The organism is Neisseria sp. P0009.S010 (assembly GCF_051958545.1).
Classification (GTDB): Bacteria; Pseudomonadota; Gammaproteobacteria; order Burkholderiales; family Neisseriaceae; genus Neisseria; species Neisseria subflava_A.
In genome coordinates, this window is record NZ_JBQCVH010000005.1 from 12,789 (window position 1) to 35,663 (window position 22,875).

Below are 22,875 nucleotides of genomic sequence, written 5' to 3' on the forward strand. Positions count from 1 at the left end.
GAACAGTGTTGCTTGGACGAATCAATTGTTGAAAGTGTTGCACTGGTTGATGTCGCCGCTTTCCAAGCCGCGCTTGAGCCAAGTCATGCGTTCTTCGGACGAGCCATGGGTAAAGCTGTCGGGAACGACATAGCCCTGAGCCTGTTTCTGCAAGCGGTCGTCGCCGACAGATTCAGCGGCCAGCATCGCTTTTTGAATGTCTTCTGCTTTGAAGATATTGTTGTTGACGGCGTAGTGTCCCCAAATACCGGCGAAACAGTCGGCCTGCAATTCGAGTTTGACGGAAAGGGCATTGGCCTCTTTTTTGCCGACTTGTTGTTGCATTTTGTGGACTTTAGGCAGGATGCCGAGCAGGTTTTGAACGTGATGGCCGACTTCGTGGGCAATAACGTAGGCAAATGCAGCATCGCTGGCGGATTTGAGCTTGGTGCGCATGTCTTCATAGAAGCTCAAATCCAAATAAACTTTTTGGTCGCCCGGACAGTAAAACGGACCCATGGCAGATTGGCCCGTACCGCAGGCGGTGGACGTACCGCCTTCATACAACACCATGGTTGCCGGTGTATAGCGTTGGCCGTGTTGTTGGAAATATTTGCTCCATGCTTTTTCCGTATCGGCAAGGACAACGCGGGACAGTTCGTTCAATTCGGCTTCTTGTTGGCTGTCGAGTCGGGAGGCTTGCTGGGTAGGGATGCCCATCGAAGATGAGCCGCCAACCAAACCGCTCAAATCTACGCCGTAATATGCGCCGACCAAAACCACGATAATGCCGAGTATGCCCGGCGTTTTGCCGCCACCGCTGCCGCCACGGCTTCCGCGGCGATCTTCTACGTTTTGGCTTTGTTCACGACCTTTCCAATCCATAATGCGTATCCTGTGTAGTTTTCATGCGGCGGATTATACTATGGAATGTCAAATGTGTTTGATCGAATTGTGAATATTGCTTGAGGCCGTCTGAAAATGCGACATCGGGAAAGTGAAAACGGCAGTATCTTTCAGACGGCCTTGGTGTTTGTTAGAATGAATAAACCTACTATTGGGAGATATAAGATGAAAGTCAGCAGTAAAGCTATTGTCAACGGCGAATTTGAAGACAAATACGGCAAGCGCGGCAGTCAGTTCAGCCCGAGCGGTATGCCTTCTTATTCGATTCCTTTTGAAATTGAAGATGCGCCTGAAGGAACAAAATCGTTTGCCGTGGTGTTGGAAGACAAAGATGCCATTTCGGCATCGGGTTTCGTATGGACGCATTGGTTGATTTCGGATTTGAAACGTACTTCCGTGGCAGAAAATGAAAGTATTTCTGCAACAGATTTCACACAGGGTGCGAACACTTGGGCGAGCGCGTTGGGTAAATTTGAAATCGAAGAGGCTTCTTTTTATGGCGGTATGGCACCACCGAACAACCGCCATCGTTATGAACTGATTGTGTACGCGCTGGATACCGTTTTGGATTTGCCGCGCGGTTTCCGCTTTAATGAGCTGCATTTTGCCATGCAGGGCCATGTTTTGGATTCGGCATGCGTGGTCGGTACTTATGATGTGTGATGGTATGCGTCATTATTGAAAAAAAGCCTGTCCGTTTTTAATTCGGGCAGGCTGTTTTTATGGGAAATCAAATCAATTAAACCACTTCGGCTTTAGTGATGATGACAGGTTCGCTCGGTACGTCGTCATGGTAGCCGTGACGTTTGGTAGAAACGCCTTCGATGGCATCGACAACGTCAAAACCGTCAACGACTTTACCGAATACGGCATAGCCCCAGTCTTGGACAACGGTTTTGCCGTACAGCTCTTTAGAACGGAAGTTCAGGAAAGCGTTGTCGGCAGTGTTGATGAAGAATTGCGCGCTGGCAGAATGAGGATCGGAAGTACGCGCCATGGCGATGGTGTATTTTTCGTTAGGCAAACCGTTGGACGCTTCGTTTTGAATCGGATCACGGGTTTCTTTTTCGTTCATGTTTTCATCCATGCCGCCGCCTTGAATCATGAAGCCTTTGATGACGCGGTGGAAGATTACGCCGTCGTAGAAGCCGTCTTTAACGTATTGCTCGAAGTTTTTAGCAGTAACGGGGGCTTTGTCGAAATCGAGTTCGATTTTGATGTCGCCTTTGTTGGTGTGCAGGATAATCATGGGTTTCCTTTCGTTAGAATCCGGTTTTGAATCATTCGTTAAATTGTGTCTGAACGAGAAACTTCAAGGCCGTCTGAAAAATATTCTTTCAGACGGCCTTGTTACTTAGTCGATGGTTTACATCAGTACAGCATAAGCCCACAGAGCAACCAATACCACGCAGAGGATATTCAGCAATAAGCCGACATTCATCATTTCGCGTTGCTTAATCAAGCCTGTACCGAACACAATCGCGTTAGGCGGTGTGGCAACCGGCAACATGAAGGCACAAGATGCGCCGACACCGATGACGAATACCAAGACTTGTTCGGGCAGACCCATTTGCGCGGCGATGCTGGCGAAAATAGGCACAAGCAGGGCGGCGGAAGCTGTGTTACTGGTGAACTCAGTCAGGAAGATGATGAAGGTGGCAACCACGAAAATCACCAGCAATGCAGGAGAATGGGAGAACGTGGAAGCAACTTGCTGACCCAGAGCTTCAGATGCGCCGGAAGATTGCAGCAATGCGCTCAAGCTGATACCGCCACCGAAGAGCATCAATACACCCCAGTCGGTATTGCGGGCAACTTCTTTCCATTGCGCCACGCCGAATACGACGACGGCAACGGCGGCAATCAGGGCAATAACGGTATCAGGGTTGGAAATATCGAATGCGGCTTTGATTTTGGAGCTGAATACCCAAGCGATGGCTGCGGCCAAGAAAATCAACAGCGCAATCACGCGGTGCAAAGTCCAAGGGATAGATTCAGCTTTAACTTCCACGCGCTCATTCAAATTAGGTTTGAGGATGACGTACATGGAGAACAGCATCAGCGGCAGAATCAACAGCATCATCGGCAGGCCGAGCTTCATCCAGCCGACGAAGTCCAAGTTCAGCGCTTTGGCGGCAATCATGTTCGGCGGAGAACCGACCACGGTGCCCAAGCCGCCGATACTGGCGCAGTAGGCGATACCGAGCAGGACGAAAACGTAGGTTTTGCGTTCTTTTTCTTGGTCGAGGTGGCTCATCATACCCATTGCCAAAGGCAACATCATCGCGGCAGTCGCAGTGTTACTGATCCACATAGACAGGAAGGCGGTAACGGCAAACAGCATCAGCACGGCAACTTTCATATTGCCGCGGGACAGGCGCAACAGGCTGACGGCGATTTTACGGTCGAGACGTTGCATGTGCAGTGCGGTGGCAAGTGCGAAACCGCCGAAGAAGATGTAAATCGTCGGGTCGGAGAAACCGGCCATCGCTTTTTTGATGTCCATATCCGGGAAGCCGAGTACAACGGCAAGGATAGGGATCATCAGTGCGGTAACGGTAATATGTACGGCTTCGGTAAACCAAAGTGCCGCAACAAAAATCAACAGCGCGATACCTTTGTTGGCATCGGGGCTGTAGGGAAGGATGTAATAAATGCCGAAGCAGACAACAGCAGAGATAATGGTCGTCAGCAGTCCTTTAAAGTCGGTAATCGGCTTCTGTGCACTGAGAAGCTCGACGTTCTCAGGATGCTGAGTCTTATCCTTGGCGTTTAAGTCCATGATGTATTCCTCTGAAACATGATTGGTTTTTCTTTTCAGCCGTACGTTCAGACGGCCTAATAGGCGACAGTATATTTGTAATTTGATGTAGTGTAAACAAATTGTAAATTATTTTTTAAAAATGAAATGAAAACCGGATAAGCAGCAAGAAAACTGCTTATCCGGCGAAATGAAGACCCATCGTGGGTTAATAAGCATCAGGACAAATCGGTAAAACTGCCAAAATTACGGCCGGGTCAGTAATACCATCCTGATTTATATGGATTTAAACGTTTTGCGTCAGATTGTCTTGTTCCTTAAACAACAAGCCGCAAACGGCCAGACCTGCCGCCGCCAGCAAAGCTCCGGCAATGCCGATATTGGAAAGGCCGAACCAGACGGTTACATAATGTCCCAAAAGCGCACCGCCGCCGATACCGACGTTGTACAAACCTGAATAAATCGAGTTGGCCACATCAGTTGCATCCGAGGCAAATGCCAAGACTTTCGACACCATGCCCAAGCTGACAATGACGATGGCCACGCCCCAAATAAACACCAGCGCGTACACCGCATACGGGAAAGAGGCAAACGGCAGAAGCAGCAGGGCAGAGAGCAGGATGACTGCCACTGCGCCGAGCATAAACAAACGTTGCGATTTGGCAAACCATTTGCCAAACAGATAAGAAGCGGCGAAGCCTGCCAAACCGTACAGGCTCAAAACGATGGTGACTTGTTCAGCCTTAAATCCGCCAACTTGCAACACAAAAGGCTCGATATAGCTGTATGCCGTGAAATGTGCCGTAATAATCAACACCGTCATGGCATAAAGCAACATCAGGTTGCGGCGTTTGAACAAACTCGGCAGGCTGCTTAAAGAGCCGGTATTTTGGCTGGGTAAAGCAGGCAGGTTTTTGGCCAACACCAGCATTACGCCGGCAGCGCAAACCCCGATCAGCAGGAAGCTGAGCTGCCAGCCGAAGTATTGCCCGACCACGCGCCCCAGCGGAATGCCCAAAACCATGGCCAAAACCGTACCCGTACTGAGCAGGCCCAAAGCCTGATTGGTTTTGCCGGTGGGCGCAAGCCGTACCGCCAAAGAAGCCGTAATCGACCAAAAGACCGCGTGTGTCAGCGCAATCCCGATACGGCTGACCAAGAGGATGTTGAAGTTCCAAGAAAAGAACGACAGCGCGTGAAACAGCGCAAACAGTGCAAACAGCATCAGCAATAATTTGCGCCGTTCGATGTTTTTCGTCATCAGCATCAGCGGCAGCGATAGGAGCGCAACAATCCACGCATACACCGTAATCATCATGCCCACTTCCGTTGCCGCTTTGCCAAAGCTTTGACCGATGTCGCTCAAAAGCGCAATCGGAATGTATTCGGTAGTATTGAAAATAAACGCACCCACCGCCAGCGCGCATACGCTAACCCATTGTTTGAATGTTGAAGTCATTATTATGTCCGTTTGATGAAGCAAAAGGCGTTATTGTACGCCTATCTGCATTTTTCAGACGGCCTTAATAAAGAATTTGCAAGCTGTTTGCGTAAGGAGTAAAGTGTTTGGCAATTATCTTTGTTTGAATGAAAGGAAATACAAATGCAAACAGTTACCCTCAATATCGACGGCATGACCTGCGGCGGCTGCGTGAAAAGCGTAACCCGTCTTTTGGAAGGCGTAGAAGGCGTGGAAAAAGCAGAAGTCAGCTTGGAAAACAAAAATGCAGTGATTACTTTTGATGAAAGCAAGACGGATGCCGATGCGCTGATTGATGCCGTAGAAGACGGCGGCTACGATGTGGCTTTGTAACCGATAAGCGTATTTTTGAATAAAGGCCGTCTGAAACGCTTCAGACGGCCTTTGTCTCTTGATAACTTACTTTTTGCCATTATTTGGATTACACCGCCACACGGGTAAACAAAAGTTTTCGCGCATATCTGAAGCAAAGCGGCGGCAAGTGGCTGCCGTATTACGACGAGGCCTGTACCAAACCGTTAGCGGCCGACTAAGGCTACCTGAAACTTTTCAGGTAGCCTGTTTCTATTCTGCCCAAGCCGCCTAACGCTCCTCCAGCCCGGCCAAAATCGCACAATCCGGGAAGTCGTCTCCCGTGCAGGCATCGTGCCAACGTTGCAGCTCAGCCACCATGCCCTGCAAGCGTTCGATTTTGGCTTCCAGCTCGGCGATGTGCCGCGCGGTGAGCGTTTTCACTTCGCGGCTGGTACGCTGCGGGTTGTGTTGCAGGCTCAAAAGCTGCCCGATCTGCGGCAGCGAAAAGCCCACTTCCCGCGCATGGCGGATAAAGCGCAGCCGGACAAGGTCGGCCTGTCCGTAGCGGCGGTAGCCCGCTTCGCTGCGCGTGGCCGGGGCGATTAGGCCGTGCTTTTCGTAGTCGCGGATTTGTTTGGCGGAAAGGCCGCTCTCGGCCGCGGCCTGGCTGATGTTCATCATGATGCTTGACCTTTACTTCGGGTAAAGCTTTATAGTGGCGGCACTTAGCGGGAAAGCAAGAGCAGACCCATCATTTCAGGTTACCTGAAAGCTTTGGCTGCAACGGGCTTTAAAACCTCAGCCTCATTCCAACAGAAAGGAAACCCTATGCAAACCATCACATTAAACATCGACGGCATAACCTGCGGCGGCTGCGTGAAAAGCGTAACCCGTCTTTTGGAAGGCGTAGAAGGCGTGGAAAAAGCAGAAGTCAGCTTGGAAAACAAAAATGCAGTGATTACTTTTGATGAAAGCAAGACAGATACCGATGCGCTGATTGATGCCGTAGAAGACGGCGGCTACGATGTGGCTTTGTAACCGATAAGCGTATTTTGAAAAGGCCGTCTGAAACGCTTCAGACGGTCTTTATCTCTTGATAACTTACTTTTTGCCATTATGTCGTTTTCGTTTGGTAATATATAAACACGAAAAACACCCACCAAACAATCAATAGGAGGCTTTGCCATGCAACAAAAAGTCCGTTTCCAAATCGAAGGCATGACCTGTCAGGCCTGCGCTTCGCGTATTGAAAAAGTGTTGAACAAAAAAGATTTTGTCGAATCGGCAGGGGTGAACTTTGCCAGCGAGGAAGCGCAGGTTACGTTTGACGACAGCAAAACCTCCGCAGCCGACATCGCCAAAATTATTGAGAAAACCGGCTACGGCGCGAAGGAAAAAACGGAAGATACATTGCCGCAACCTGAAGCAGAACACCATATCGGCTGGAGGCTGTGGCTTTTACTGGCCATCAACATCCCGTTCTTAATCGGTATGGTAGGCATGATGGTCGGATGGTACGATTGGATGATTCCACCTGTATGGCAGTTTGTGCTGGCAAGCGTGGTGCAGCTTTGGCTGGCCATCCCGTTTTACAAAAGCGCGTGGGCGAGCATTAAAGGCGGGCTGGCGAATATGGACGTACTGGTTACCATCGGCACGGTATCGATTTATCTGTATTCCGTCTATATGCTGTTTTTCAGCCCGCACGCGGCGCACGGCATGGCGCATGTGTATTTTGAAGCAGGCGTGATGGTGATTGGTTTTGTGTCGCTGGGCAAATTTTTGGAACACCGCACCAAAAAATCCAGCCTGAACAGCTTGGGCTTGCTGCTCAAACTCACGCCTACTCAAGTCAACGTGCAACGCAATGGAGAATGGAAACAGCTTCCCATCGACCAAGTGCAAATCGGCGACCTTATCCGCGCCAACCATGGCGAACGCATTGCCGCCGACGGCATCATTGAAAGCGGCAGCGGTTGGGCGGACGAGAGCCATCTTACCGGTGAATCCAACCCCGAAGAGAAAAAGGCGGGCGGCAAAGTGTTGGCGGGCGCGCTGATGACCGAAGGCAGCGTGGTGTACCGCGCCACGCAGCTCGGCAGCCAAACCTTGCTCGGCGACATGATGAACGCGCTTTCTGAAGCACAAGGCAGCAAAGCACCGATTGCGCGTGTGGCCGATAAAGCGGCGGCGGTGTTCGTGCCTGCCGTCGTGGGCATCGCGCTTTTGACTTTTATCGCCACTTGGCTGGTGAAAGGCGATTGGACGGTTGCACTGATGCACGCCGTTGCCGTTTTGGTGATTGCCTGCCCGTGCGCGCTCGGTCTGGCGACGCCAGCCGCGATTATGGTGGGCATGGGCAAAGCAGTGAAACACGGCATTTGGTTTAAAGACGCGGCGGCAATGGAAGAAGCCGCCCACGTTGATGCCGTCGTGCTGGACAAAACCGGCACGCTGACAGAAGGCAAACCGCAGGTTGCCGCCGTTTATTGCGTTCCCGACAGTGGCTTTGACGAAGACGCTTTGTACCGCATCGCCGCCGCCGTTGAACAAAACGCCGCTCATCCGCTTGCCCGCGCTATCGTTTCTGCTGCCCAAGCGCGCGGCTTGGATATTCCCGCCGCACAAAACGCGCAAACCGTTGTCGGTGCAGGCATTACCGCCGAAGTCGAAGGAGTGGGTTTGGTGAAAGCGGGCAAATCCGAATTTGCCGAACTGACCTTGCCGAAGTTTTCAGACGGCGTTTGGGACATTGCAAGCATTGTTGCAGTCTCGGTCGATAACAAACCCATCGGCGCATTCGCACTTGCCGACGCGCTGAAAGCCGATACCGCCGAAGCCATAGGCCGTCTGAAAAAACACAATATCGATGTTTACATCATGAGCGGCGACAACCAAGGCACGGTCGAATACGTCGCCAAACAACTGGGTATCGCACACGCCTTCGGCAATATGAGTCCGCGCGACAAAGCCGCCGAAGTACAGAAACTCAAAGCCGCCGGCAAAACCGTGGCGATGGTCGGCGATGGTATCAACGACGCCCCCGCGCTCGCCGCCGCCAACGTCAGCTTCGCCATGAAAGGCGGAGCGGACGTTGCCGAACACACCGCATCCGCCACGCTGATGCAGCATTCGGTCAACCAACTCGCCGATGCCCTGTTGGTATCGCAGGCGACTTTGAAAAACATCAAGCAAAACCTGTTTTTCGCCTTCTTCTACAATATCTTGGGCATTCCGCTCGCCGCACTCGGCTTTTTAAACCCCGTCATCGCAGGCGCGGCAATGGCGGCAAGCTCGGTTTCGGTATTGGGTAATGCCTTGCGCCTGAAACGGGTGAATATTGAGTAATAATATAAAGGCCGTCTGAAGACTGTTTTTTCAGACGGCCTGTCATCAAGTATTTTTGAAGGAATAATCAGATGAAAACACTTCGTTTATTGTTTGGCTTGGCATTGGTTGCCACTGCGTTTAGCGTGCAGGCTGAGGATTACAGCGAGAAGCAGCACGATAAGCTGATACGGGAATGCAATCGGAACAATCTGGAAAGTTGCGTCACTGCAGCCATTTGGACGCGCGATTATCTTGAAGCGCCTGCTAATGCTTATCCGTTTCTGAAAAAAGCTTGTGATGGCGGCAATATGCGCGGCTGCAATGTTTTGGGTAATCTGTATCTTAATCCGTCCAGCGGTTTGGGCATGGATTATGCCGCCGCGGTCAAACTCTACGAACGGGCCTGTAAAGGCGGTTATGAAAATGCCTGTACCAATCTTGAAGAAACTAAAGCAGAGATGGCGCAAGGCAATACACCAGACCGCGACAGCCGTTTAAACCAACTGAGCGAATCTTGTGCTTTGGAAAACGAATCCGCTTGCCAGGCGTTAATGATGGAAATGCAACGTTGAGCGTCACGCTGAGGCCGTTTGAAGACTGTTTTTCAGACGGCCTTTAATCCATATTTTCTGATTTCGAGACTCAAGCGGGAGTATGTCGTATGGACATGATGTTGTTTACCAATATTGTATTGATTGTTTTATGTATTTTTACCATGTTTCTGGTGTGGTCGCGCAATTGGAAACGCAAGCAGGCGTATTTTGAGAAAATCAAAAGCAATCCGGAAAACCTCAAATGGGTTGGGCAAAATCTGACCGGTCAGGAATGGAAGGATTTGAAAGCCGTGAGCGACCGTTTTGGGCTGCCCATGTTGCAGGCCAAGCAATTAATTGATTTTTATAAAAACAGTCAGCGTTAATTTATGATTTAACAATAAAACTTGACTGAAGTTAAGGCCGTCTGAAATAGCACTCTTATAATAATATAAGTGATATTTCAGACGGCCTTAGTATTTGTTCAAATAAAGGGAGGAGAACAAAAATGACCGTTTACTTAATCGGCGACTCCGTGCGGCTTGCTTCGGAGCCTTACACGCGCGCCGCTTTGCCTGAGGCGGATATTGTTTCTCCATCGGAAAACTGCCGTTCGTCGCATGATGTGTTAGAGCATATCGGGCAATGGATAGAGGGCGTGACTGCGGGAGACATTATCCACATCAACTGCGGTTTGCACGACATCCGCCACAATCAAGGCTGTAATGAGCCGGTGGCCGATATAGAAACCTACCGCAACAACCTGACCCAAATTTTCGATTATCTGAAACAGACAGGGGCAAAAATTATTTGGGCGAGCAGTACGCCGTTTTTGGAAAGCGTACACAATATCGTCAAACCCTCGCGCCGCTATCTGGCTGATTTGAAGGCCTATAACCGTGTGGCGGAGGATTTGGCAAGGCAATATGGCTTTGCCGTCAATGATTTATACAGTCTGATGTTTGAGCAGGACTTGACTGATGTGATGCTGTGTGACGGGCTTCATTTCAATGAGTTCGGCAGTAAGATGATAGGCGAGGCAGTAGCCGAAGCGATATTGAAACAGATGGATTAACCTGACTTAACTCGTTTTGTCATGTTTTGGCTTTCAGACGGCCTTTAAAGTTGAAGCGAAGTCCCCGATATAAGGTGATGTAGCACTCATCCTATCAATATTTAATCCAGGAGTATGACCATGAGCGGCGAATTAGATAAAATCAGCGGTAAAGTAAAAGAAGTGGCTGGCGATGTATCCGGCAATGCTAAACTTGAAGCTGAGGGCTTGGTTCAACAAGGCGTTGGCAAAGTTAAAGAAGCAGCATCAGATATTGGAAGCAAAGCCAGTGACGCTTTAGAAGAAGGTAAAGCAAAAGGTTCGCAATTGTTTGAAGAAGCTAAAGAAAAAGCAACTGCTTTAGCCGATGAAGCCAAAGAGAAAGTAGCACACTTGGCTGAAGAAGCCAAAGAAAAAGCTGAAGGCTTGATTAATGATATTAAAAGCAAATTTTAATATTTAAAGAATAAAAGGCCGTCTGAAAGATTTTTCAGACGGCCTTTGTTTATGGTTTTAAAGTTTAGGCAAATTGTTTGCCAAATTCGATAAATTCGTCTTTTTTGGCTTTGGCCTTGCCGGAGTCGATGGCTTCTTGAGCGGCTTTGACGCCATCTGCCAGCGAAGCGACCACATTTCCTGCATAGAGCGCGGCGGCGGCATTGAGGACGACGATATCGCGTGCGGCACCGGTTTTGCCGTCCAGCACTTCGTTCATTTTTTGCAGGGATTCTTGCGCATTTTCGACTTTGATTTCGTCTAAATTGCGGCGGACTTCCATGCCGAAATCGGCCGAGCTGATGTCGTATTCGGTGATTTTGCCGTCTTTCAGTTCGGCAACGCGGGTTTTGCCGGTCAGCGTGATTTCATCCAAACCGCCTTCGCCGCACACAACTAAAACATGTTTGGAACCAAGCTGTTGCAATACGCGGGAAAGAATGCCGCACAAGTCGATGTGGAACACGCCCAAGAGTTGGTTTGCCGCGCCGGCTGGATTGGTCAGCGGGCCTAAGATATTGAAGATGCTGCGGAACCCGAGCGAACGGCGGACAGGGGCAACATAGCGCATGGCGCTGTGATGGTTGGGCGCGAACATAAAGCCGATGCCGGTTTGCTGAATGCTTTGGGCAACCTGTTCAGGGTTGAGGTTGAGGTTGGCGCCCATTTGTTCCATGACATCGGCAGCGCCGCTGGATGAAGAAACGGAGCGGCCGCCGTGTTTGGCAACTTTCGCTCCTGCCGCAGCCGCGACAAACATGGAAGTCGTCGAAATATTGAAGGTTTTGGCACCGTCGCCGCCCGTGCCGACAATATCGACCAAGTCATCGGCGTTTTCCAGCGGCACTTTAGTGGCAAATTCACGCATCACGCTGGCTGCGGCGGTAATCTCGGAAACGGTTTCAACTTTAATCCGCAGGCCGGTCAGGATGGCGGCGATTTGCTCGGGCGGAACTTGGCCGCTCATGATTTGGCGCATGAGGTCGGTCATTTCATCGTAGAAAAGTTCGTTGTTGCTGATGAGGCGTTCAATCGCTTGTTGAGGGGTAATCATGATTTTTCCTTTGTTCGTGTCCGATGTGATTCAGGCCGTCTGAAAAATGTGGTTTGAACACTGTCAAACACCTTTCAGACGGCCTTTCATTAAGATTTTTGCGGGCGATAGTCTTTGAATTCTTCCAAGAAGTTTTTCAGCATATCGTGGCCGTGTTCGGTCAGCAGGGCTTCGGGGTGGAACTGTACGCCTTCGACGGCATATTCTTTGTGGCGTACGCCCATGATTTCGCCGTCTTCCGTCCACGCGGTAATTTCGAGGCAGTCGGGTAGGGTGGCGCGGTCTATGGCCAGGCTGTGGTAGCGCGTGCAGTTGACCGGATTGGGCAGGTCTTTAAACATGCCTGTGCCGTGATGGAAAACGGGGGAGACTTTGCCGTGCATCATCGTTTGCGCGCGCACGACATTGCCGCCGAACGCTTCGCCCATGGTTTGATGGCCGAGACACACGCCCATGACGGGCAACCTGCCGGCAAAGTGCTGCATGGCTGCAACAGAAATGCCTGCTTCTTTAGGGGAACAAGGGCCGGGGCCGATGACCAGATATTGAGGTTTCAGGGCTTCGATTTCTTCGATGGTGATTTCATCGTTGCAGCGAACCAAAACTTCCTGCCCCAATTCGGCAAAGTATTGGACGATGTTGTAGGTGAAGCTGTCGTAATTATCAATGAATAAAAGCATTTGCAAACCTTTAATGACATTTTGGCAGACAGGGTAAGGCCTGCCAAAAGTGTAAAAATCGTTTATGTTTGCATAATATCACAATCTTTACCTAAAGGCCGTCTGAAACGGCGGATAAGACAAAACAGCTAAAAAATGCTATGCTTTACGCTTTGAACCTAATCTGTTTGAAGTGATGAAAAAGTATCTTATCCCGACTGCCGCCGTTGTTGTCGCCGCTGCGCTCGGCACGCCTTATTATCTTGGTGTCAAAGCGGAAGAAAGCCTGACCGAGCAACAAAAGCTGTTGCAGGAATCCGGTTTCCTGACCGTTGAATCCCACCAATACGATCGCGGCTGGTTCAGTTCAACCGAGACGACCGTCATCCGCCTCAAGCCGACCCTGCTTCAAAATGCGCAAAAATATCTGCCGGACAATTTGAAAACCGTCCTCCAAGAGCCGATTACGGTCATCAACCACGTGACACACGGCCCGTTTGCCGGAGGTTTCGGCACGCGCGCCCATGTGGAAACTGAGTTCCAATACCATCCGGAAACCAAAAAGATTTTGGACCGTTTCTTCGGCCAGCAAACGCCGTTGACCATGACCAATACGGTTTACCTTTCCGGCGACGGCAAACTCAGCCTCAATATTCCCGCTTTTGATTATGAAGAGCTTTCCGGTATCAAGCTCAAATGGAAAGGCTTTAGCGGCAATACCGATTACAGCCAAGGCTTCAAAAGCTATCGCCACGATTACCTTGCGCCGTCTTTGCAAGTCAAATTGGCCGACAAAGGCGATGTGTCTTTGGAAAACCTGCGCTTCCAATCCGAAACGGAAGACGGCTTGACCAAACTTTCTTTGGGCAAGAGCAGCATTACGCTGGATAAATTCCTGTTGCAATGGAAAGAAAACATCGATTACAACGTTAAGTTGAACGAACTGGTCAACCTTGTGACTAACCTGCAAATCGGTGCATTCATCAATCCGACCGGCACGATTGCTCCGTCTAAAATCGAAGTCAGCAAACTGCGTTTCGATACCCAGACCGGAGAAGTCGATAAATTCATCAACAGCGAAGGCCGCTTCCAATTTGAAAGCCTGACCTATGGCGAAGACAAATACGGCCCTCTGGACATCAATGTCGCTGCCGAGCATTTGGATGCGGCATCACTTTTGGCATTGAAAAACAAAATTGCCGAAGTGTCCGTGAAGAAAATGAGCGAAGAAGAAATTCAGGCTTCCTTGATTCAGACGGCCAAAAACGAGGCTTCAGGCCTGTTTACCAACAATCCGGTTTTAAACGTCAAAACTTTCAAATTTACCATGCCTCATGGCGATGTCGATGTCAGCGGAAAACTCGCGTTTAAAGGTTTGGCAGCCAAAGACCTCAACAATTTGGGCGATATGCTGAAGAAAACCGAAGCCGACTTCAACATGAGCGTACCGCAAAAATTGTTGGAACAACTCGCCGTCAACCAAGCAAGCAACCTGTTTAGCGTCAATGCCGAAGATGAAGCCGCAGGCCGTGCCAGCATCGACGATATCAACGAGACCTTGCGCCTGATGGTAGACAGCACCATCAAAAGTATGGCAAGAGAAAAATATTTGACCTTAGAAGACGATAATGTCAAAACCCATCTGACTCTGCAAAACAGCGAGTTGAAATTAAACGGAAAAGTCCTTCAAAGCGACCCGGAACCTGAGTTCGACGAATCAGACTTTCCCAATAACTAATCCTCAATCACACAAACAGCGGTTTTAACTTCTCTGAAGTTAAAACCGCAAATCAACCCACAATCAAAAAGGAAACCCATGTTCCGTACCATGCTCGGCGGCAAAATCCACCGTGCCACCGTTACCGAAGCCGACCTCAACTACGTCGGCAGCATTACTATTGATCAAGACCTGCTCGATGCGGCAGGTATTTGCGTTAACGAAAAAGTCGCCATCGTCAACAATAACAACGGCGAACGTCTTGAAACTTATACCATCCCCGGCGAACGCGGCAGCGGCGTCGTTTGCTTGAATGGCGCGGCTGCGCGTTTGGTTCAAAAAGGCGATATCGTGATTATCATGTCTTACGTTATGTTGTCCGAACCCGAAATTGCAGCGCATGAGCCGAAAGTCGTCCTCGTCGATGAGAACAATAAAATCCGCGACGTGATTTCTTATGAGCCACCGCACACCGTGTTGTAATATTCAAACAAAGGCCGTCTGAAATGTTTCAGACGGCCTGTTTCCCAAATTCAACTTATCTGAAAGGCTTTGCCGTGAATATCCAAATCAACAACATCACCGTCAGCAACGATGCGCCCTTTACCCTTTTCGGCGGCATCAATGTCCTTGAAGACCTCGACTCTACGCTGAAAGCCTGTGAGCAATACGTTAAAGTAACCGATAAACTCGGCATCCCTTACGTTTTCAAAGCCTCTTTCGACAAGGCAAACCGCTCTTCCATTCACTCTTTCCGCGGTGTGGGTTTGGACGAAGGCATGAAGATTTTTCAAGCGGTGAAACGCGAGTTTAACGTTCCCGTGATTACCGACGTTCACGAGCCTTACCAATGTCAGCCGGTTGCCGAAGTCTGCGATGTCATCCAGCTGCCAGCATTCTTGGCACGTCAAACCGATTTGGTGGTGGCAATGGCGAAAACCGGCAATGTCATCAACATCAAAAAACCGCAATTCCTCAGCCCGTCTCAAATGAAAAACATCGTCGAGAAATTCCAAGAAGCAGGCAACGAGCAAATCATTTTGTGCGAACGCGGCGCAAACTTCGGCTACGACAACTTGGTGGTGGATATGCTCGGCTTTGGCGTGATGAAAAAAACGTGTAACAACCTGCCCGTTATTTTTGACGTAACCCATTCCCTGCAAACGCGTGAATCCGGCGCTGCTGCGTCAGGCGGCCGTCGCGCCCAAGTATTAGACTTGGCGCTTGCCGGCATGGCAACCCGATTGGCCGGTTTGTTCCTTGAATCTCATGCCAATCCCGACCAAGCCAAATGCGATGGCCCAAGCGCATTGCCGCTTGCCCAATTGGAAGATTTCCTGACCCGTGTTAAAGCAATCGATGAAACCGTGAAATCGTTTGCACCTATGGATATTCGTTAAGGGTCAATCAATAAAAAGGCCGTCTGAAAGCAGTTTCAGACGGCCTTTTTATTGGCATTACTGTCCGCGTAAAAACAACGCATCCAATTCTTTTAAAGTCAGTTTGACCCAAGTCGGACGGCCGTGGTTGCACTGGTTGCTGCGCGGTGTGTTTTCCATATCGCGCAGGAGTGCGTTCATTTCGGGCAAAGTCAGTTGGCGGCCGGCGCGGACGGAGCCGTGGCAGGACATGGTGGCGAGGATGTGGTTTTCGTGTTCCTCGATGGTTTGGCTGCTGCCGACTTGGGCGAGTTCGCCCAATACATCTTTGGCCAGTGAAACGACGTCGGCTTTGCCGAGCATAGCGGGAACTGCGCGGACGGCAAGGGTATTGCCGCCCATGTCGGACAATTCCAATCCAAAGCCTGCCAGCGTTTCGGCATGATCTGCAAGGGCGGCACATTCTTCGTGGGACGCGGCAAAGGTTACGGGAATAAGCAGACGCTGGCTTTGCAGGTTGCCGTTTTCCTGACGTTGGCGTTTCATTTTCTCGTAGTTGACGCGTTCGGCGGCAGCGTGCATATCGATGAGCAATAGGCTGTCTTCGGCTTGGGCAAGGATGTAGATGCCTAAGAGTTGGGCGATGGCGAAGCCTAGCGGCGGTAATTCGGATTGGGAGGGAAGGCCGTCTGAAAGCGGCGTATCTGTTTTTTGGGGAGGCATTTCAGACGGCATATTGCCGAAACGTGCCTGCTCAAATTGGCTTAACTCAAGGTCGATGTCGTCGGTTTTTTTGTAGAGCTCGGCGTAAGTATTCATTGCCGCGCGGCTTTCGCGCAGGGACAGGCTGCGTTGTTGCGGCGCGCGCGCGGCTTGGTAAGGCATGGGCGCGGTTTTGCCTGATGAGCCAAAGGCATTGCGTGTATCGGGTTTGTTGCCTGTCGGGTAGTTGGATGCGCTATCAAACAGATTTTCGCTGTCGTTTTCAGACGGCATTGGAGCAGGCGTAACGCCGGTAATGTCATACAACACTTCGCCTGCGTTGCTGACGCTTTCGGTCAAGTCGGCGCGCGTGTTGGCAAGTGCTTTGTTGAGCGTGTGGAACACAAGTTGGTGCACCTGCTGGCTGTCGCGGAAGCGGATTTCGGTTTTGGTCGGGTGTACGTTGACATCCACGGCTTCGGGCGGCAGGTCGAGAAAGAGGACGAAAGCAGGCGTCAGTGCGTTGTGCAATACGTCGCGGTATGCTTGTTTGACAGCATGGAGCATGACTTTGTCGCGGACAAAACGATGGTTGACGAAGCAGTATTGCTTGTCGGTTTTGCCTTTGGCGAAAGTCGGTTTGGCAATCGCGCCATAGAGCCGTAATGCGCCATTGCCGCTGTCAATTTCCAATGAGGCCGTCTGAAAATCATCGCCGACAATGGCGGCGATACGTTCATGCAGGCTTTGTGCAGGAAGTTTGAACACTTGTTTGCCGTCGCGTTTGAGCGAGAAGGCAATGTGCGGATGCGCCAGCGCAAGGCGTTCGAGCATGGTGGCGCAGTGGGCGTATTCGGTGTTTTCGGATTTGAGGAACTTGCGCCGCGCGGGGGTGTTGAAGAAGAGTTCGGCAGCTTCGATGGTGGTGCCGACGGGGTGGGCGGCGGCGGTGGGGCTGCTGAGTTTGCCGTCTTCAGCTTTGACTTGGGTCGCGTGCGCGCTGCCGTCTTGGCGGCTGGTCAGAGTCAGGCGGCTGACGGAGGCGATACTGGCCAAGCCTTCGCCGCGAAAGCCCATGCTGGCAACGTGTTCCAAATCGTTTAAGGTTTTGATTTTGCTGGTGGCGTGGCGGTGTAGTGCAAGCTCGATGTCGTCCGGATGGATACCGCTGCCGTTGTCGCTGACGCGAATCAGGCGGATGCCGCCGCCGGCCAGCTCGACATCAATCGCTGTTGCGCCTGCATCGATACTGTTTTCAACAATTTCTTTCAAGGCGTTGGCAGGGCGTTCGACCACTTCGCCAGCGGCGATTTGGTTGACAAGATGGTCGGGCAGGGCGGCAATTCGGGACATCGGTTTCTTTCAAAAAAGCAACGGCAGAAGGGGAATATTACAGGTATTTGCGCATCAATTCGCATTCGACGCGGACGGTTTTGTTCAGCTGTAACACGGCAGTACCGAGCGACTCATAACGATTGAGGCGATAGAAAGGCACGGAATTGAGCGAGGCATACAGTTTGAGAAAGCTGAGGCCTGCATTTCGTGCCATTTCTTCGGCGCGGCTGAGCAGGGCAGTACCCAAGCCGAGATTGTGGAAGAGCGGATGGACGTATAAGGCGTCCAGTTGTGCTTCTTTAAAATCTACTTGGAAGAAACCTTGAATCAGCCCTTTGTATTCGACCACCCACAAGGCTTTGTTTTTATCGGAGATGGTTTCCAAATAGCTGTTGATGTCGAGCAGACTTTCCCATGTGTGCATAATGGTTTCATCGTAACTGCGGATGCAGGCGTATTGAACGGCATGCAGATGGGCGTTGTGTATGGCTTGGCAGTCTTTTTCGGTTGCCGGACGGAGGATGGTCAGAAGGCTCATGGCGGATGGTCGGAAAAATTGATTTCAGACGGCCTTTGGCAATCAAAGGCCGTCTGAAAAAAGTGGGTAAGGTTACAGGTTTTGATGTAAGGTTTGTGCGGTTTGGAACGCGTTGTCCGCATCGTTAGCCAAGACGGTAAAGTGGCCCATTTTTCGGCCTTTGCGCGCGGCTTTTTTACCGTAAAGATGCAGATGTGCATTCGGGTTGCTTTGCAGTGGCAGCCATTCGGGTTCGTTGCAGTCTTCCTTCCAAACGTCACCCAAAATATTCGCCATACAGCAAGAAGTCAGCAATTTGGTGTCAGCCGGAGGCAGGTTACACATCAGGCGGACCTGTTGCTGGAATTGGTCTGCCGCGCAGGCGTCGATAGTGTGGTGGCCGGAATTGTGCGGACGCGGCGCGATTTCGTTGACGACCAATTCATGCGTGTCGCCGACAACAAACATTTCTACTGCCAATACGCCAACGTAGTTTAACTCATCGGCCAAACGCTGTGCCATCTGCCGCGCCTGTTGCTGTACGTCGGCACTCAGTCGGGCTGGGACGATGGAGTAGGCGAGGATGCCGTTTTCGTGAATGTTTTCGGCAGGGTCGAAAGTTTGCACGTTGTCATTGTTCAGACGGCATACGATAACGGAAATCTCGCCGCGCAAGTCCACCATTTTTTCCAAAACGCAATCCACTCCGCCGTGTTCGGCAAACGCGGCTTTGAGTTCATCCAATGTTTTTACGCGGATTTGGCCTTTGCCGTCATAGCCCAAAGTAGCGGTTTTCAGGATGCCGGGCAGAAATTGTACGCTTTCTTCAGTGATGTCTTCGGCTTTGCAAACTGCTTGATATGGTGCGGTTTGCAGACCTGCTTTGCGTATCCATGACTTTTCCTGAATGCGGTTTTGCGCGATGGCAACGCAGTCACCGCTGGGGGAAACGTTGGTGTGTTTGGCGAGAAAACGCATCGCGTCGGCATTGACGTTTTCAAACTCGGTCGTAACCGCCGCGCATTTTGCCAATTCTTCCAAAGCAGCTTGGTCGTCAAACGGCGCGCATAAATGACGGTCGGCAAATTCTGCTGCCGGCGCATTCGGGTCGGGATCGAGTACAGTTACTTTGTAGCCCATGGTTTTGGCAGCAACAGTAAACATTCTGCCTAATTGTCCGCCGCCAAGAATGCCGAGCATAGCAGGAGGGAGGATGGGGGATGTGTTCATGGATAATCGCTTTATGAAGAAATTGGGTAGGGTGTTTGCGGGCTGTCTGAAAAGGGTTTATGGGTTTCAGACGGCCTGATGTTTTAAAGTTTGCCGATAAATTGCGGCGGAACGTTTTCAGTTAACCATACGCCGTTGTCCGCCAGATAAAATTGATGTCCTGCCGCAAGCATGGCGACAGTGTCGATGGTCAATACAACCGGCTTGCCGTGGCGGGAGCCGACGTTGACGGCTGTTTCGGCATCGGCAGACAGATGGACAAAATGGCGCGAGGCAGAATGCAGTCCTTGTTCCAATATAGACGGCACAGACCGCTCAGCCGTACCGTGATACAAAATTTGAGGAGGTGTCGCCACTTTGTGTTCAACCTGAACTTGTGCCGTCGAATGACCTTGCGCCGCGCGGATGCGTTTGCCGTCTTCGGAAATCGTAAATCGTTTTTTATCGTTGTTTTCGACCACTTCCAACAATACTTCGTATGTCAGCGGATTGCCCGTAAAGCCGCGCTCGGGATGGTTTGCCTGCGTCAGTAGGGTATCAATATCCACCCAGCCGTCTTTATCCAAAGTAATACCGATTTGCTCGGGATGATGACGCAAGATAAAGCTGAGGAATTTGCTGATGGATTTTAGTTGTTTTTCGTTGAGTATCATAATCTTGTTGTTTAGTCATTTCAGAGCGCAGGCCGTCTGAAAATTATTTATCCAACCCTTCTTGCACCATTTGTGCTGCGCGTATTACTGCGCGGGCTTTATTTTGGGTTTCCTGCCATTCGGAGGTTGGGTCGGAGTCGGCAACTACGCCTGCGCCGCTTTGGACGAAGAGGGTATTGTTTTTAATCACGGCGGTGCGGATGGCAATGGCCAAGTCCATGTCGTTGTTGAAACTCCATACGCCGACTGCGCCGCCGTAGATGCCGCGTTTGCTCGGTTCGACTTCTTCGATGATTTCCATAGCGCGGACTTTAGGCGCGCCGGAAAGTGTGCCTGCCGGGAAGGTAGCGGCGAGGATATCCATATTGGTCATGCCGTCTTTCAGACGGCCTTCGACGTTGGAGACGATGTGCATCACATGGGAATATTTTTCAATCACCATTTTGTCGGTGACTTTGACTTCGCCGGTTTTACTGATACGGCCGACGTCGTTGCGTCCTAAGTCAATCAACATGACGTGTTCGGCAATTTCTTTGGCATCGCTCAGCAGGTCTTGCTCGTTGGCGAGGTCTTCAGCTGGTGTTTTGCCGCGCAGGCGCGTGCCGGCGATAGGGCGGACGATGACATCGTCGCGTTCGCGGCGGACGAGGATTTCGGGCGAAGAGCCGACAATATGGAAATCGCCGAAATCGTAGTAGAACATATACGGCGATGGGTTCAGCGTACGCAGGGCGCGGTAGAGGGCAAGCGGATTATCGGTAAATTCCATGCTCATGCGTTGGCTGGGGACAACCTGCATGCAGTCGCCGGCAAAGATGTAGTCTTTGATTTTATTGACGCAGGCTTTAAAAGGTTCTTCTCCAAATTCGCTGACCGCTTGAGTTTGCTTGCTGCCGAGGGAAAGTGGGATGGCGCAACTTTGGCGTAACTGGGTACGGATGTCTTCAAGACGTTCGCGTGCGCGTTCGTAGCCGTTGGTCTGAGACGGATCGGTATAAACAATCAGGTAGATTTTGCCGCTTAGGTTATCCACTACTGCAAGCTCTTGCGAGAGCATCAGGAGGATGTCAGGCGTACCGAGCGGATCGGCTTTGGCCGTATGTTTCAGGCGGTGGGAAAAATGTTCAAAATTGTAGATGGTTTCATAACCAAAGTAGCCGACCAGGCCACCGGTAAAGCGCGGCAGGCTTGGGATTTCGGGCGTTTTGAAGCGGTTGTGGAAGGCTTCGATAAAGGGCAGGGGATTGCCGTCGTGTTGTTCGACGATTTCGCCGTTTTGATACACATCGACATGTTTGCCGCTGGTTTTGAGATAGTGGCTGCAAGGCAGGCCGATAAAGGAATAGCGGCCGAAGCGTTCGCCACCGACAACGGATTCGAGCAGGTAGGTGAAAGGCTTGTTGGCAAGTTTGAGGTAGATTGAGAGCGGTGTGTCCAAGTCGGCAAGCAGCTCTTGAACGAGTGGAATGCGGTTGTAACCTTGTGCGGCTTGGGCTTGGTATTCTTGTTTGCTGATCATCTTGATAAGTCTTTCAGACGGCCTGTTTTAGGGTGTTAAATCGTGTGAAGAGTATAGCATTTTATTGGGATTGTTGACAGTCTGAGCGTTATGTCAGATATGGAAAACGCCGTCTGAAAAAGACGGCGCGAGGTATCAGGCAAGGGTATTGGAGATTTTGTTTTTCCGGCTTCGTTTCCACTTGAAGAGATAAGCGGCAATAACGGGAATCAGGGCAATAATGGATTTGAATGTCCAGCCTGAATACCATGTACCTTCGGGAACATCGCTTGCAAGCCAAGTGAAGTACGGCCACCAACAGGCAACTAGGCTGCCGAGGAACAGCGGCCAAATATGACGGCTTAAGTTGCGTTGCCATAAAAGGAAACAGATGGCCGCCCAAACGAAAGTCAGTACGGTAATCAGGAGAATGGTGTAGGCATCTGAAATCAGGATGGCGGCAATGTAGTAGCTGAGTACGACCCATAATAGGGCAAGTATCAAGACGATGATTTCTTCCGGGCGTTTAAACATATTTTCTCTCTTTTGTAAGACTGGCAATACGTTAATACTATACCCTAAACAAGAAGCGATGATAAGAGTCTTTCAGACGGTCTTGTAATCGGGTTTGCTATAATGTGCGCAATCAATTTTTTGGAAAGGACAAACCATGACGGCAAACTTTCAAGAAACGCTGAAGGCTTTGGGCAAACAGGTGAAAAAGGAAGCCGCGGAGCGGGAAGCCGAAGCGAAGGCTAAAAAGCTGGTAGAGGATGTAGATTTCAGCAAGGCGGTTGGCAAGGTTACGCCGTTGAAAAATGCCGGTAACTATTATGAACAGCCTCGTGATAAATCACCTATCAAGCCGCGACCTAAAGAAATGGCGACTTTGGAGCAGGAAGATTATTTTTATGTAGGCAGCGGCGGCTGGGAAGAACCGCCGGCTTCGTTCAGTAAAAACGGGCAGGGTAAAAATGATTTGATGCGTTTGCGAAACGGCCATTATCCCGTGGTGGCGGATGTAGATTTGCACGGCTATACGCAGGAAGAAGCGCAGCAGGTATTGAACGAATTTATTGAGTTTACGAAAAAACGCGGTGTTTGCGGCGAGATTGTCCACGGCAGCGGCTTGGGTTCTGCAGGCTATAAACCGGTTTTGAAAAATATGACGCGTCGCTGGTTGATGCAGCATCCTGATGTATTGGCTTATGTCGAGCCTCGACAAGGCAATGATGGCGCAGTCAGGATCTTGTTGAAACGCCAACGCCGAGACGATGATTGGAAACAGTAAAATATAAA

The 22,875-nt window shown here is 50.6% G+C and carries 25 protein-coding genes; 12 read left to right on the forward strand and 13 right to left on the reverse strand.

Annotated features, from left to right (window positions below; all coding sequences use genetic code 11):
* Positions 1-21: 21 nt before the first annotated feature.
* Positions 22-864, reverse strand: a complete 843-nt coding sequence (gene ypfJ, locus ACTHSN_RS06200) for a KPN_02809 family neutral zinc metallopeptidase (RefSeq protein WP_440365179.1) — start codon at positions 862-864, stop codon at positions 22-24.
* 186 nt (positions 865-1,050) lie between these two features.
* On the opposite strand from ypfJ, the gene ACTHSN_RS06205 reads away from it, so the two are divergent.
* Entirely contained in the window at positions 1,051-1,548 is a 498-nt protein-coding gene (locus tag ACTHSN_RS06205) for a YbhB/YbcL family Raf kinase inhibitor-like protein (RefSeq protein WP_002232090.1), read from the forward strand.
* A gap of 76 nt (positions 1,549-1,624) precedes the next feature.
* Here the strand turns inward: ACTHSN_RS06205 and ACTHSN_RS06210 are convergent, their stop codons facing one another.
* The 3 genes from ACTHSN_RS06210 to ACTHSN_RS06220 all read right to left on the reverse strand — a co-directional run bounded on the left by ACTHSN_RS06210 (position 1,625) and on the right by ACTHSN_RS06220 (position 5,105).
* Complete coding sequence (locus ACTHSN_RS06210) at positions 1,625-2,134, reverse strand: peptidylprolyl isomerase (protein WP_004519830.1); 510 nt, start codon at positions 2,132-2,134, stop codon at positions 1,625-1,627.
* A 117-nt stretch (positions 2,135-2,251) separates the two neighbouring features.
* The gene (locus tag ACTHSN_RS06215) at positions 2,252-3,667 is read right to left on the reverse strand and encodes an SLC13 family permease (protein ID WP_440365180.1); all 1,416 of its coding nucleotides are present in this window, start codon (positions 3,665-3,667) and stop codon (positions 2,252-2,254) included.
* Between the two features lie 265 nt (positions 3,668-3,932).
* Positions 3,933-5,105 (reverse strand): sugar transporter, encoded by a 1,173-nt coding sequence (locus tag ACTHSN_RS06220; RefSeq protein WP_070822158.1) that lies wholly within the window; start codon positions 5,103-5,105, stop codon positions 3,933-3,935.
* A gap of 144 nt (positions 5,106-5,249) precedes the next feature.
* Here ACTHSN_RS06220 and ACTHSN_RS06225 point away from each other — a divergent pair, with 144 nt between their 5' ends.
* The gene (locus tag ACTHSN_RS06225; protein WP_049344680.1) at positions 5,250-5,459 is read left to right on the forward strand and encodes a heavy-metal-associated domain-containing protein; all 210 of its coding nucleotides are present in this window, start codon (positions 5,250-5,252) and stop codon (positions 5,457-5,459) included.
* A 249-nt stretch (positions 5,460-5,708) separates the two neighbouring features.
* On the opposite strand, the gene cueR is transcribed toward ACTHSN_RS06225, so the two are convergent.
* A complete protein-coding gene (gene cueR / locus ACTHSN_RS06230) occupies positions 5,709-6,101 on the reverse strand; it encodes a Cu(I)-responsive transcriptional regulator (RefSeq protein ID WP_377072978.1) in 393 nt (130 codons plus the stop codon).
* A gap of 147 nt (positions 6,102-6,248) precedes the next feature.
* Between cueR and ACTHSN_RS06235 the strand changes: the two genes are divergently transcribed.
* The 6 genes from ACTHSN_RS06235 (at position 6,249) to ACTHSN_RS06260 (ending at position 10,793) form a co-directional block, all read left to right on the forward strand.
* Complete coding sequence (locus ACTHSN_RS06235; RefSeq protein ID WP_440365181.1) at positions 6,249-6,458, forward strand: heavy-metal-associated domain-containing protein; 210 nt, start codon at positions 6,249-6,251, stop codon at positions 6,456-6,458.
* Positions 6,459-6,605: 147 nt separating this feature from the next.
* Entirely contained in the window at positions 6,606-8,768 is a 2,163-nt protein-coding gene (locus ACTHSN_RS06240; protein WP_440365182.1) for a heavy metal translocating P-type ATPase, read from the forward strand.
* A 71-nt stretch (positions 8,769-8,839) separates the two neighbouring features.
* Positions 8,840-9,322, forward strand: coding sequence for a sel1 repeat family protein (locus tag ACTHSN_RS06245; protein WP_440365183.1), 483 nt, complete (start codon positions 8,840-8,842; stop codon positions 9,320-9,322).
* 89 nt (positions 9,323-9,411) lie between these two features.
* Positions 9,412-9,669, forward strand: coding sequence for a hypothetical protein (locus tag ACTHSN_RS06250; RefSeq protein ID WP_285069911.1), 258 nt, complete (start codon positions 9,412-9,414; stop codon positions 9,667-9,669).
* A gap of 122 nt (positions 9,670-9,791) precedes the next feature.
* Positions 9,792-10,358: an SGNH/GDSL hydrolase family protein gene (locus ACTHSN_RS06255; RefSeq protein WP_440365184.1), complete on the forward strand. Its 567-nt coding sequence runs from the start codon at positions 9,792-9,794 to the stop codon at positions 10,356-10,358.
* A 120-nt stretch (positions 10,359-10,478) separates the two neighbouring features.
* Positions 10,479-10,793 carry a CsbD family protein gene (locus ACTHSN_RS06260; protein ID WP_049348716.1) on the forward strand — a complete coding sequence of 105 codons (315 nt, stop codon included), beginning with the start codon at positions 10,479-10,481 and terminating at the stop codon, positions 10,791-10,793.
* Between the two features lie 64 nt (positions 10,794-10,857).
* On the opposite strand, the gene trpD is transcribed toward ACTHSN_RS06260, so the two are convergent.
* Together trpD and ACTHSN_RS06270 are read right to left on the reverse strand one after the other, a co-directional pair.
* The gene (gene trpD, locus ACTHSN_RS06265; RefSeq protein ID WP_440365185.1) at positions 10,858-11,886 is read right to left on the reverse strand and encodes an anthranilate phosphoribosyltransferase; all 1,029 of its coding nucleotides are present in this window, start codon (positions 11,884-11,886) and stop codon (positions 10,858-10,860) included.
* A gap of 89 nt (positions 11,887-11,975) precedes the next feature.
* Complete coding sequence (locus ACTHSN_RS06270) at positions 11,976-12,566, reverse strand: aminodeoxychorismate/anthranilate synthase component II (protein WP_003683598.1); 591 nt, start codon at positions 12,564-12,566, stop codon at positions 11,976-11,978.
* Between the two features lie 175 nt (positions 12,567-12,741).
* Here ACTHSN_RS06270 and ACTHSN_RS06275 point away from each other — a divergent pair, with 175 nt between their 5' ends.
* The 3 genes from ACTHSN_RS06275 (at position 12,742) to kdsA (ending at position 15,662) form a co-directional block, all read left to right on the forward strand.
* Positions 12,742-14,283 (forward strand): YdgA family protein, encoded by a 1,542-nt coding sequence (locus ACTHSN_RS06275; RefSeq protein WP_440365186.1) that lies wholly within the window; start codon positions 12,742-12,744, stop codon positions 14,281-14,283.
* 78 nt (positions 14,284-14,361) lie between these two features.
* Positions 14,362-14,745 (forward strand): aspartate 1-decarboxylase, encoded by a 384-nt coding sequence (panD, locus tag ACTHSN_RS06280; protein WP_036490602.1) that lies wholly within the window; start codon positions 14,362-14,364, stop codon positions 14,743-14,745.
* A 74-nt stretch (positions 14,746-14,819) separates the two neighbouring features.
* The gene (kdsA, locus tag ACTHSN_RS06285; protein WP_036472435.1) at positions 14,820-15,662 is read left to right on the forward strand and encodes a 3-deoxy-8-phosphooctulonate synthase; all 843 of its coding nucleotides are present in this window, start codon (positions 14,820-14,822) and stop codon (positions 15,660-15,662) included.
* 57 nt (positions 15,663-15,719) lie between these two features.
* Here kdsA and mutL read toward each other — a convergent pair whose 3' ends face one another.
* From mutL to ACTHSN_RS06315, 6 genes are all read right to left on the reverse strand, one after another.
* Entirely contained in the window at positions 15,720-17,696 is a 1,977-nt protein-coding gene (gene mutL, locus ACTHSN_RS06290; RefSeq protein WP_440365187.1) for a DNA mismatch repair endonuclease MutL, read from the reverse strand.
* 37 nt (positions 17,697-17,733) lie between these two features.
* Positions 17,734-18,216 (reverse strand): GNAT family N-acetyltransferase, encoded by a 483-nt coding sequence (locus tag ACTHSN_RS06295; protein ID WP_003678948.1) that lies wholly within the window; start codon positions 18,214-18,216, stop codon positions 17,734-17,736.
* Positions 18,217-18,288: 72 nt separating this feature from the next.
* On the reverse strand, positions 18,289-19,425 hold the full coding sequence (locus ACTHSN_RS06300) for a 5-(carboxyamino)imidazole ribonucleotide synthase (RefSeq protein ID WP_107811013.1): 1,137 nt from the start codon (positions 19,423-19,425) through the stop codon (positions 18,289-18,291).
* An 83-nt stretch (positions 19,426-19,508) separates the two neighbouring features.
* Positions 19,509-20,078 (reverse strand): RNA 2'-phosphotransferase, encoded by a 570-nt coding sequence (locus ACTHSN_RS06305; RefSeq protein ID WP_070460874.1) that lies wholly within the window; start codon positions 20,076-20,078, stop codon positions 19,509-19,511.
* A 43-nt stretch (positions 20,079-20,121) separates the two neighbouring features.
* A complete protein-coding gene (trpE, locus tag ACTHSN_RS06310; protein WP_070460872.1) occupies positions 20,122-21,597 on the reverse strand; it encodes an anthranilate synthase component I in 1,476 nt (491 codons plus the stop codon).
* Between the two features lie 135 nt (positions 21,598-21,732).
* Positions 21,733-22,110: a hypothetical protein gene (locus ACTHSN_RS06315; RefSeq protein WP_070460870.1), complete on the reverse strand. Its 378-nt coding sequence runs from the start codon at positions 22,108-22,110 to the stop codon at positions 21,733-21,735.
* A 136-nt stretch (positions 22,111-22,246) separates the two neighbouring features.
* Here ACTHSN_RS06315 and ACTHSN_RS06320 point away from each other — a divergent pair, with 136 nt between their 5' ends.
* Positions 22,247-22,867 (forward strand): Smr/MutS family protein, encoded by a 621-nt coding sequence (locus tag ACTHSN_RS06320; protein WP_070460868.1) that lies wholly within the window; start codon positions 22,247-22,249, stop codon positions 22,865-22,867.
* Positions 22,868-22,875 lie beyond the last annotated feature (8 nt).

Excerpts from the sequence above, each read along its gene's own strand:
- ypfJ (WP_440365179.1), bottom strand. The coding sequence starts at position 864 with ATGGATTGGAAAGGTCGTGAACAAAGCCAAAACGTAGAAGATCGCCGC.
- ACTHSN_RS06205 (WP_002232090.1), top strand. The coding sequence starts at position 1,051 with ATGAAAGTCAGCAGTAAAGCTATTGTCAACGGCGAATTTGAAGACAAA.
- ACTHSN_RS06210 (WP_004519830.1), bottom strand. The coding sequence starts at position 2,134 with ATGATTATCCTGCACACCAACAAAGGCGACATCAAAATCGAACTCGAT.
- ACTHSN_RS06215 (WP_440365180.1), bottom strand. The coding sequence starts at position 3,667 with ATGGACTTAAACGCCAAGGATAAGACTCAGCATCCTGAGAACGTCGAG.
- ACTHSN_RS06220 (WP_070822158.1), bottom strand. The coding sequence starts at position 5,105 with ATGACTTCAACATTCAAACAATGGGTTAGCGTATGCGCGCTGGCGGTG.
- ACTHSN_RS06225 (WP_049344680.1), top strand. The coding sequence starts at position 5,250 with ATGCAAACAGTTACCCTCAATATCGACGGCATGACCTGCGGCGGCTGC.
- cueR (WP_377072978.1), bottom strand. The coding sequence starts at position 6,101 with ATGATGAACATCAGCCAGGCCGCGGCCGAGAGCGGCCTTTCCGCCAAA.
- ACTHSN_RS06235 (WP_440365181.1), top strand. The coding sequence starts at position 6,249 with ATGCAAACCATCACATTAAACATCGACGGCATAACCTGCGGCGGCTGC.
- ACTHSN_RS06240 (WP_440365182.1), top strand. The coding sequence starts at position 6,606 with ATGCAACAAAAAGTCCGTTTCCAAATCGAAGGCATGACCTGTCAGGCC.
- ACTHSN_RS06245 (WP_440365183.1), top strand. The coding sequence starts at position 8,840 with ATGAAAACACTTCGTTTATTGTTTGGCTTGGCATTGGTTGCCACTGCG.
- ACTHSN_RS06250 (WP_285069911.1), top strand. The coding sequence starts at position 9,412 with ATGGACATGATGTTGTTTACCAATATTGTATTGATTGTTTTATGTATT.
- ACTHSN_RS06255 (WP_440365184.1), top strand. The coding sequence starts at position 9,792 with ATGACCGTTTACTTAATCGGCGACTCCGTGCGGCTTGCTTCGGAGCCT.
- ACTHSN_RS06260 (WP_049348716.1), top strand. The coding sequence starts at position 10,479 with ATGAGCGGCGAATTAGATAAAATCAGCGGTAAAGTAAAAGAAGTGGCT.
- trpD (WP_440365185.1), bottom strand. The coding sequence starts at position 11,886 with ATGATTACCCCTCAACAAGCGATTGAACGCCTCATCAGCAACAACGAA.
- ACTHSN_RS06270 (WP_003683598.1), bottom strand. The coding sequence starts at position 12,566 with ATGCTTTTATTCATTGATAATTACGACAGCTTCACCTACAACATCGTC.
- ACTHSN_RS06275 (WP_440365186.1), top strand. The coding sequence starts at position 12,742 with ATGAAAAAGTATCTTATCCCGACTGCCGCCGTTGTTGTCGCCGCTGCG.
- panD (WP_036490602.1), top strand. The coding sequence starts at position 14,362 with ATGTTCCGTACCATGCTCGGCGGCAAAATCCACCGTGCCACCGTTACC.
- mutL (WP_440365187.1), bottom strand. The coding sequence starts at position 17,696 with ATGTCCCGAATTGCCGCCCTGCCCGACCATCTTGTCAACCAAATCGCC.
- ACTHSN_RS06295 (WP_003678948.1), bottom strand. The coding sequence starts at position 18,216 with ATGAGCCTTCTGACCATCCTCCGTCCGGCAACCGAAAAAGACTGCCAA.
- ACTHSN_RS06300 (WP_107811013.1), bottom strand. The coding sequence starts at position 19,425 with ATGAACACATCCCCCATCCTCCCTCCTGCTATGCTCGGCATTCTTGGC.
- ACTHSN_RS06305 (WP_070460874.1), bottom strand. The coding sequence starts at position 20,078 with ATGATACTCAACGAAAAACAACTAAAATCCATCAGCAAATTCCTCAGC.
- trpE (WP_070460872.1), bottom strand. The coding sequence starts at position 21,597 with ATGATCAGCAAACAAGAATACCAAGCCCAAGCCGCACAAGGTTACAAC.
- ACTHSN_RS06315 (WP_070460870.1), bottom strand. The coding sequence starts at position 22,110 with ATGTTTAAACGCCCGGAAGAAATCATCGTCTTGATACTTGCCCTATTA.
- ACTHSN_RS06320 (WP_070460868.1), top strand. The coding sequence starts at position 22,247 with ATGACGGCAAACTTTCAAGAAACGCTGAAGGCTTTGGGCAAACAGGTG.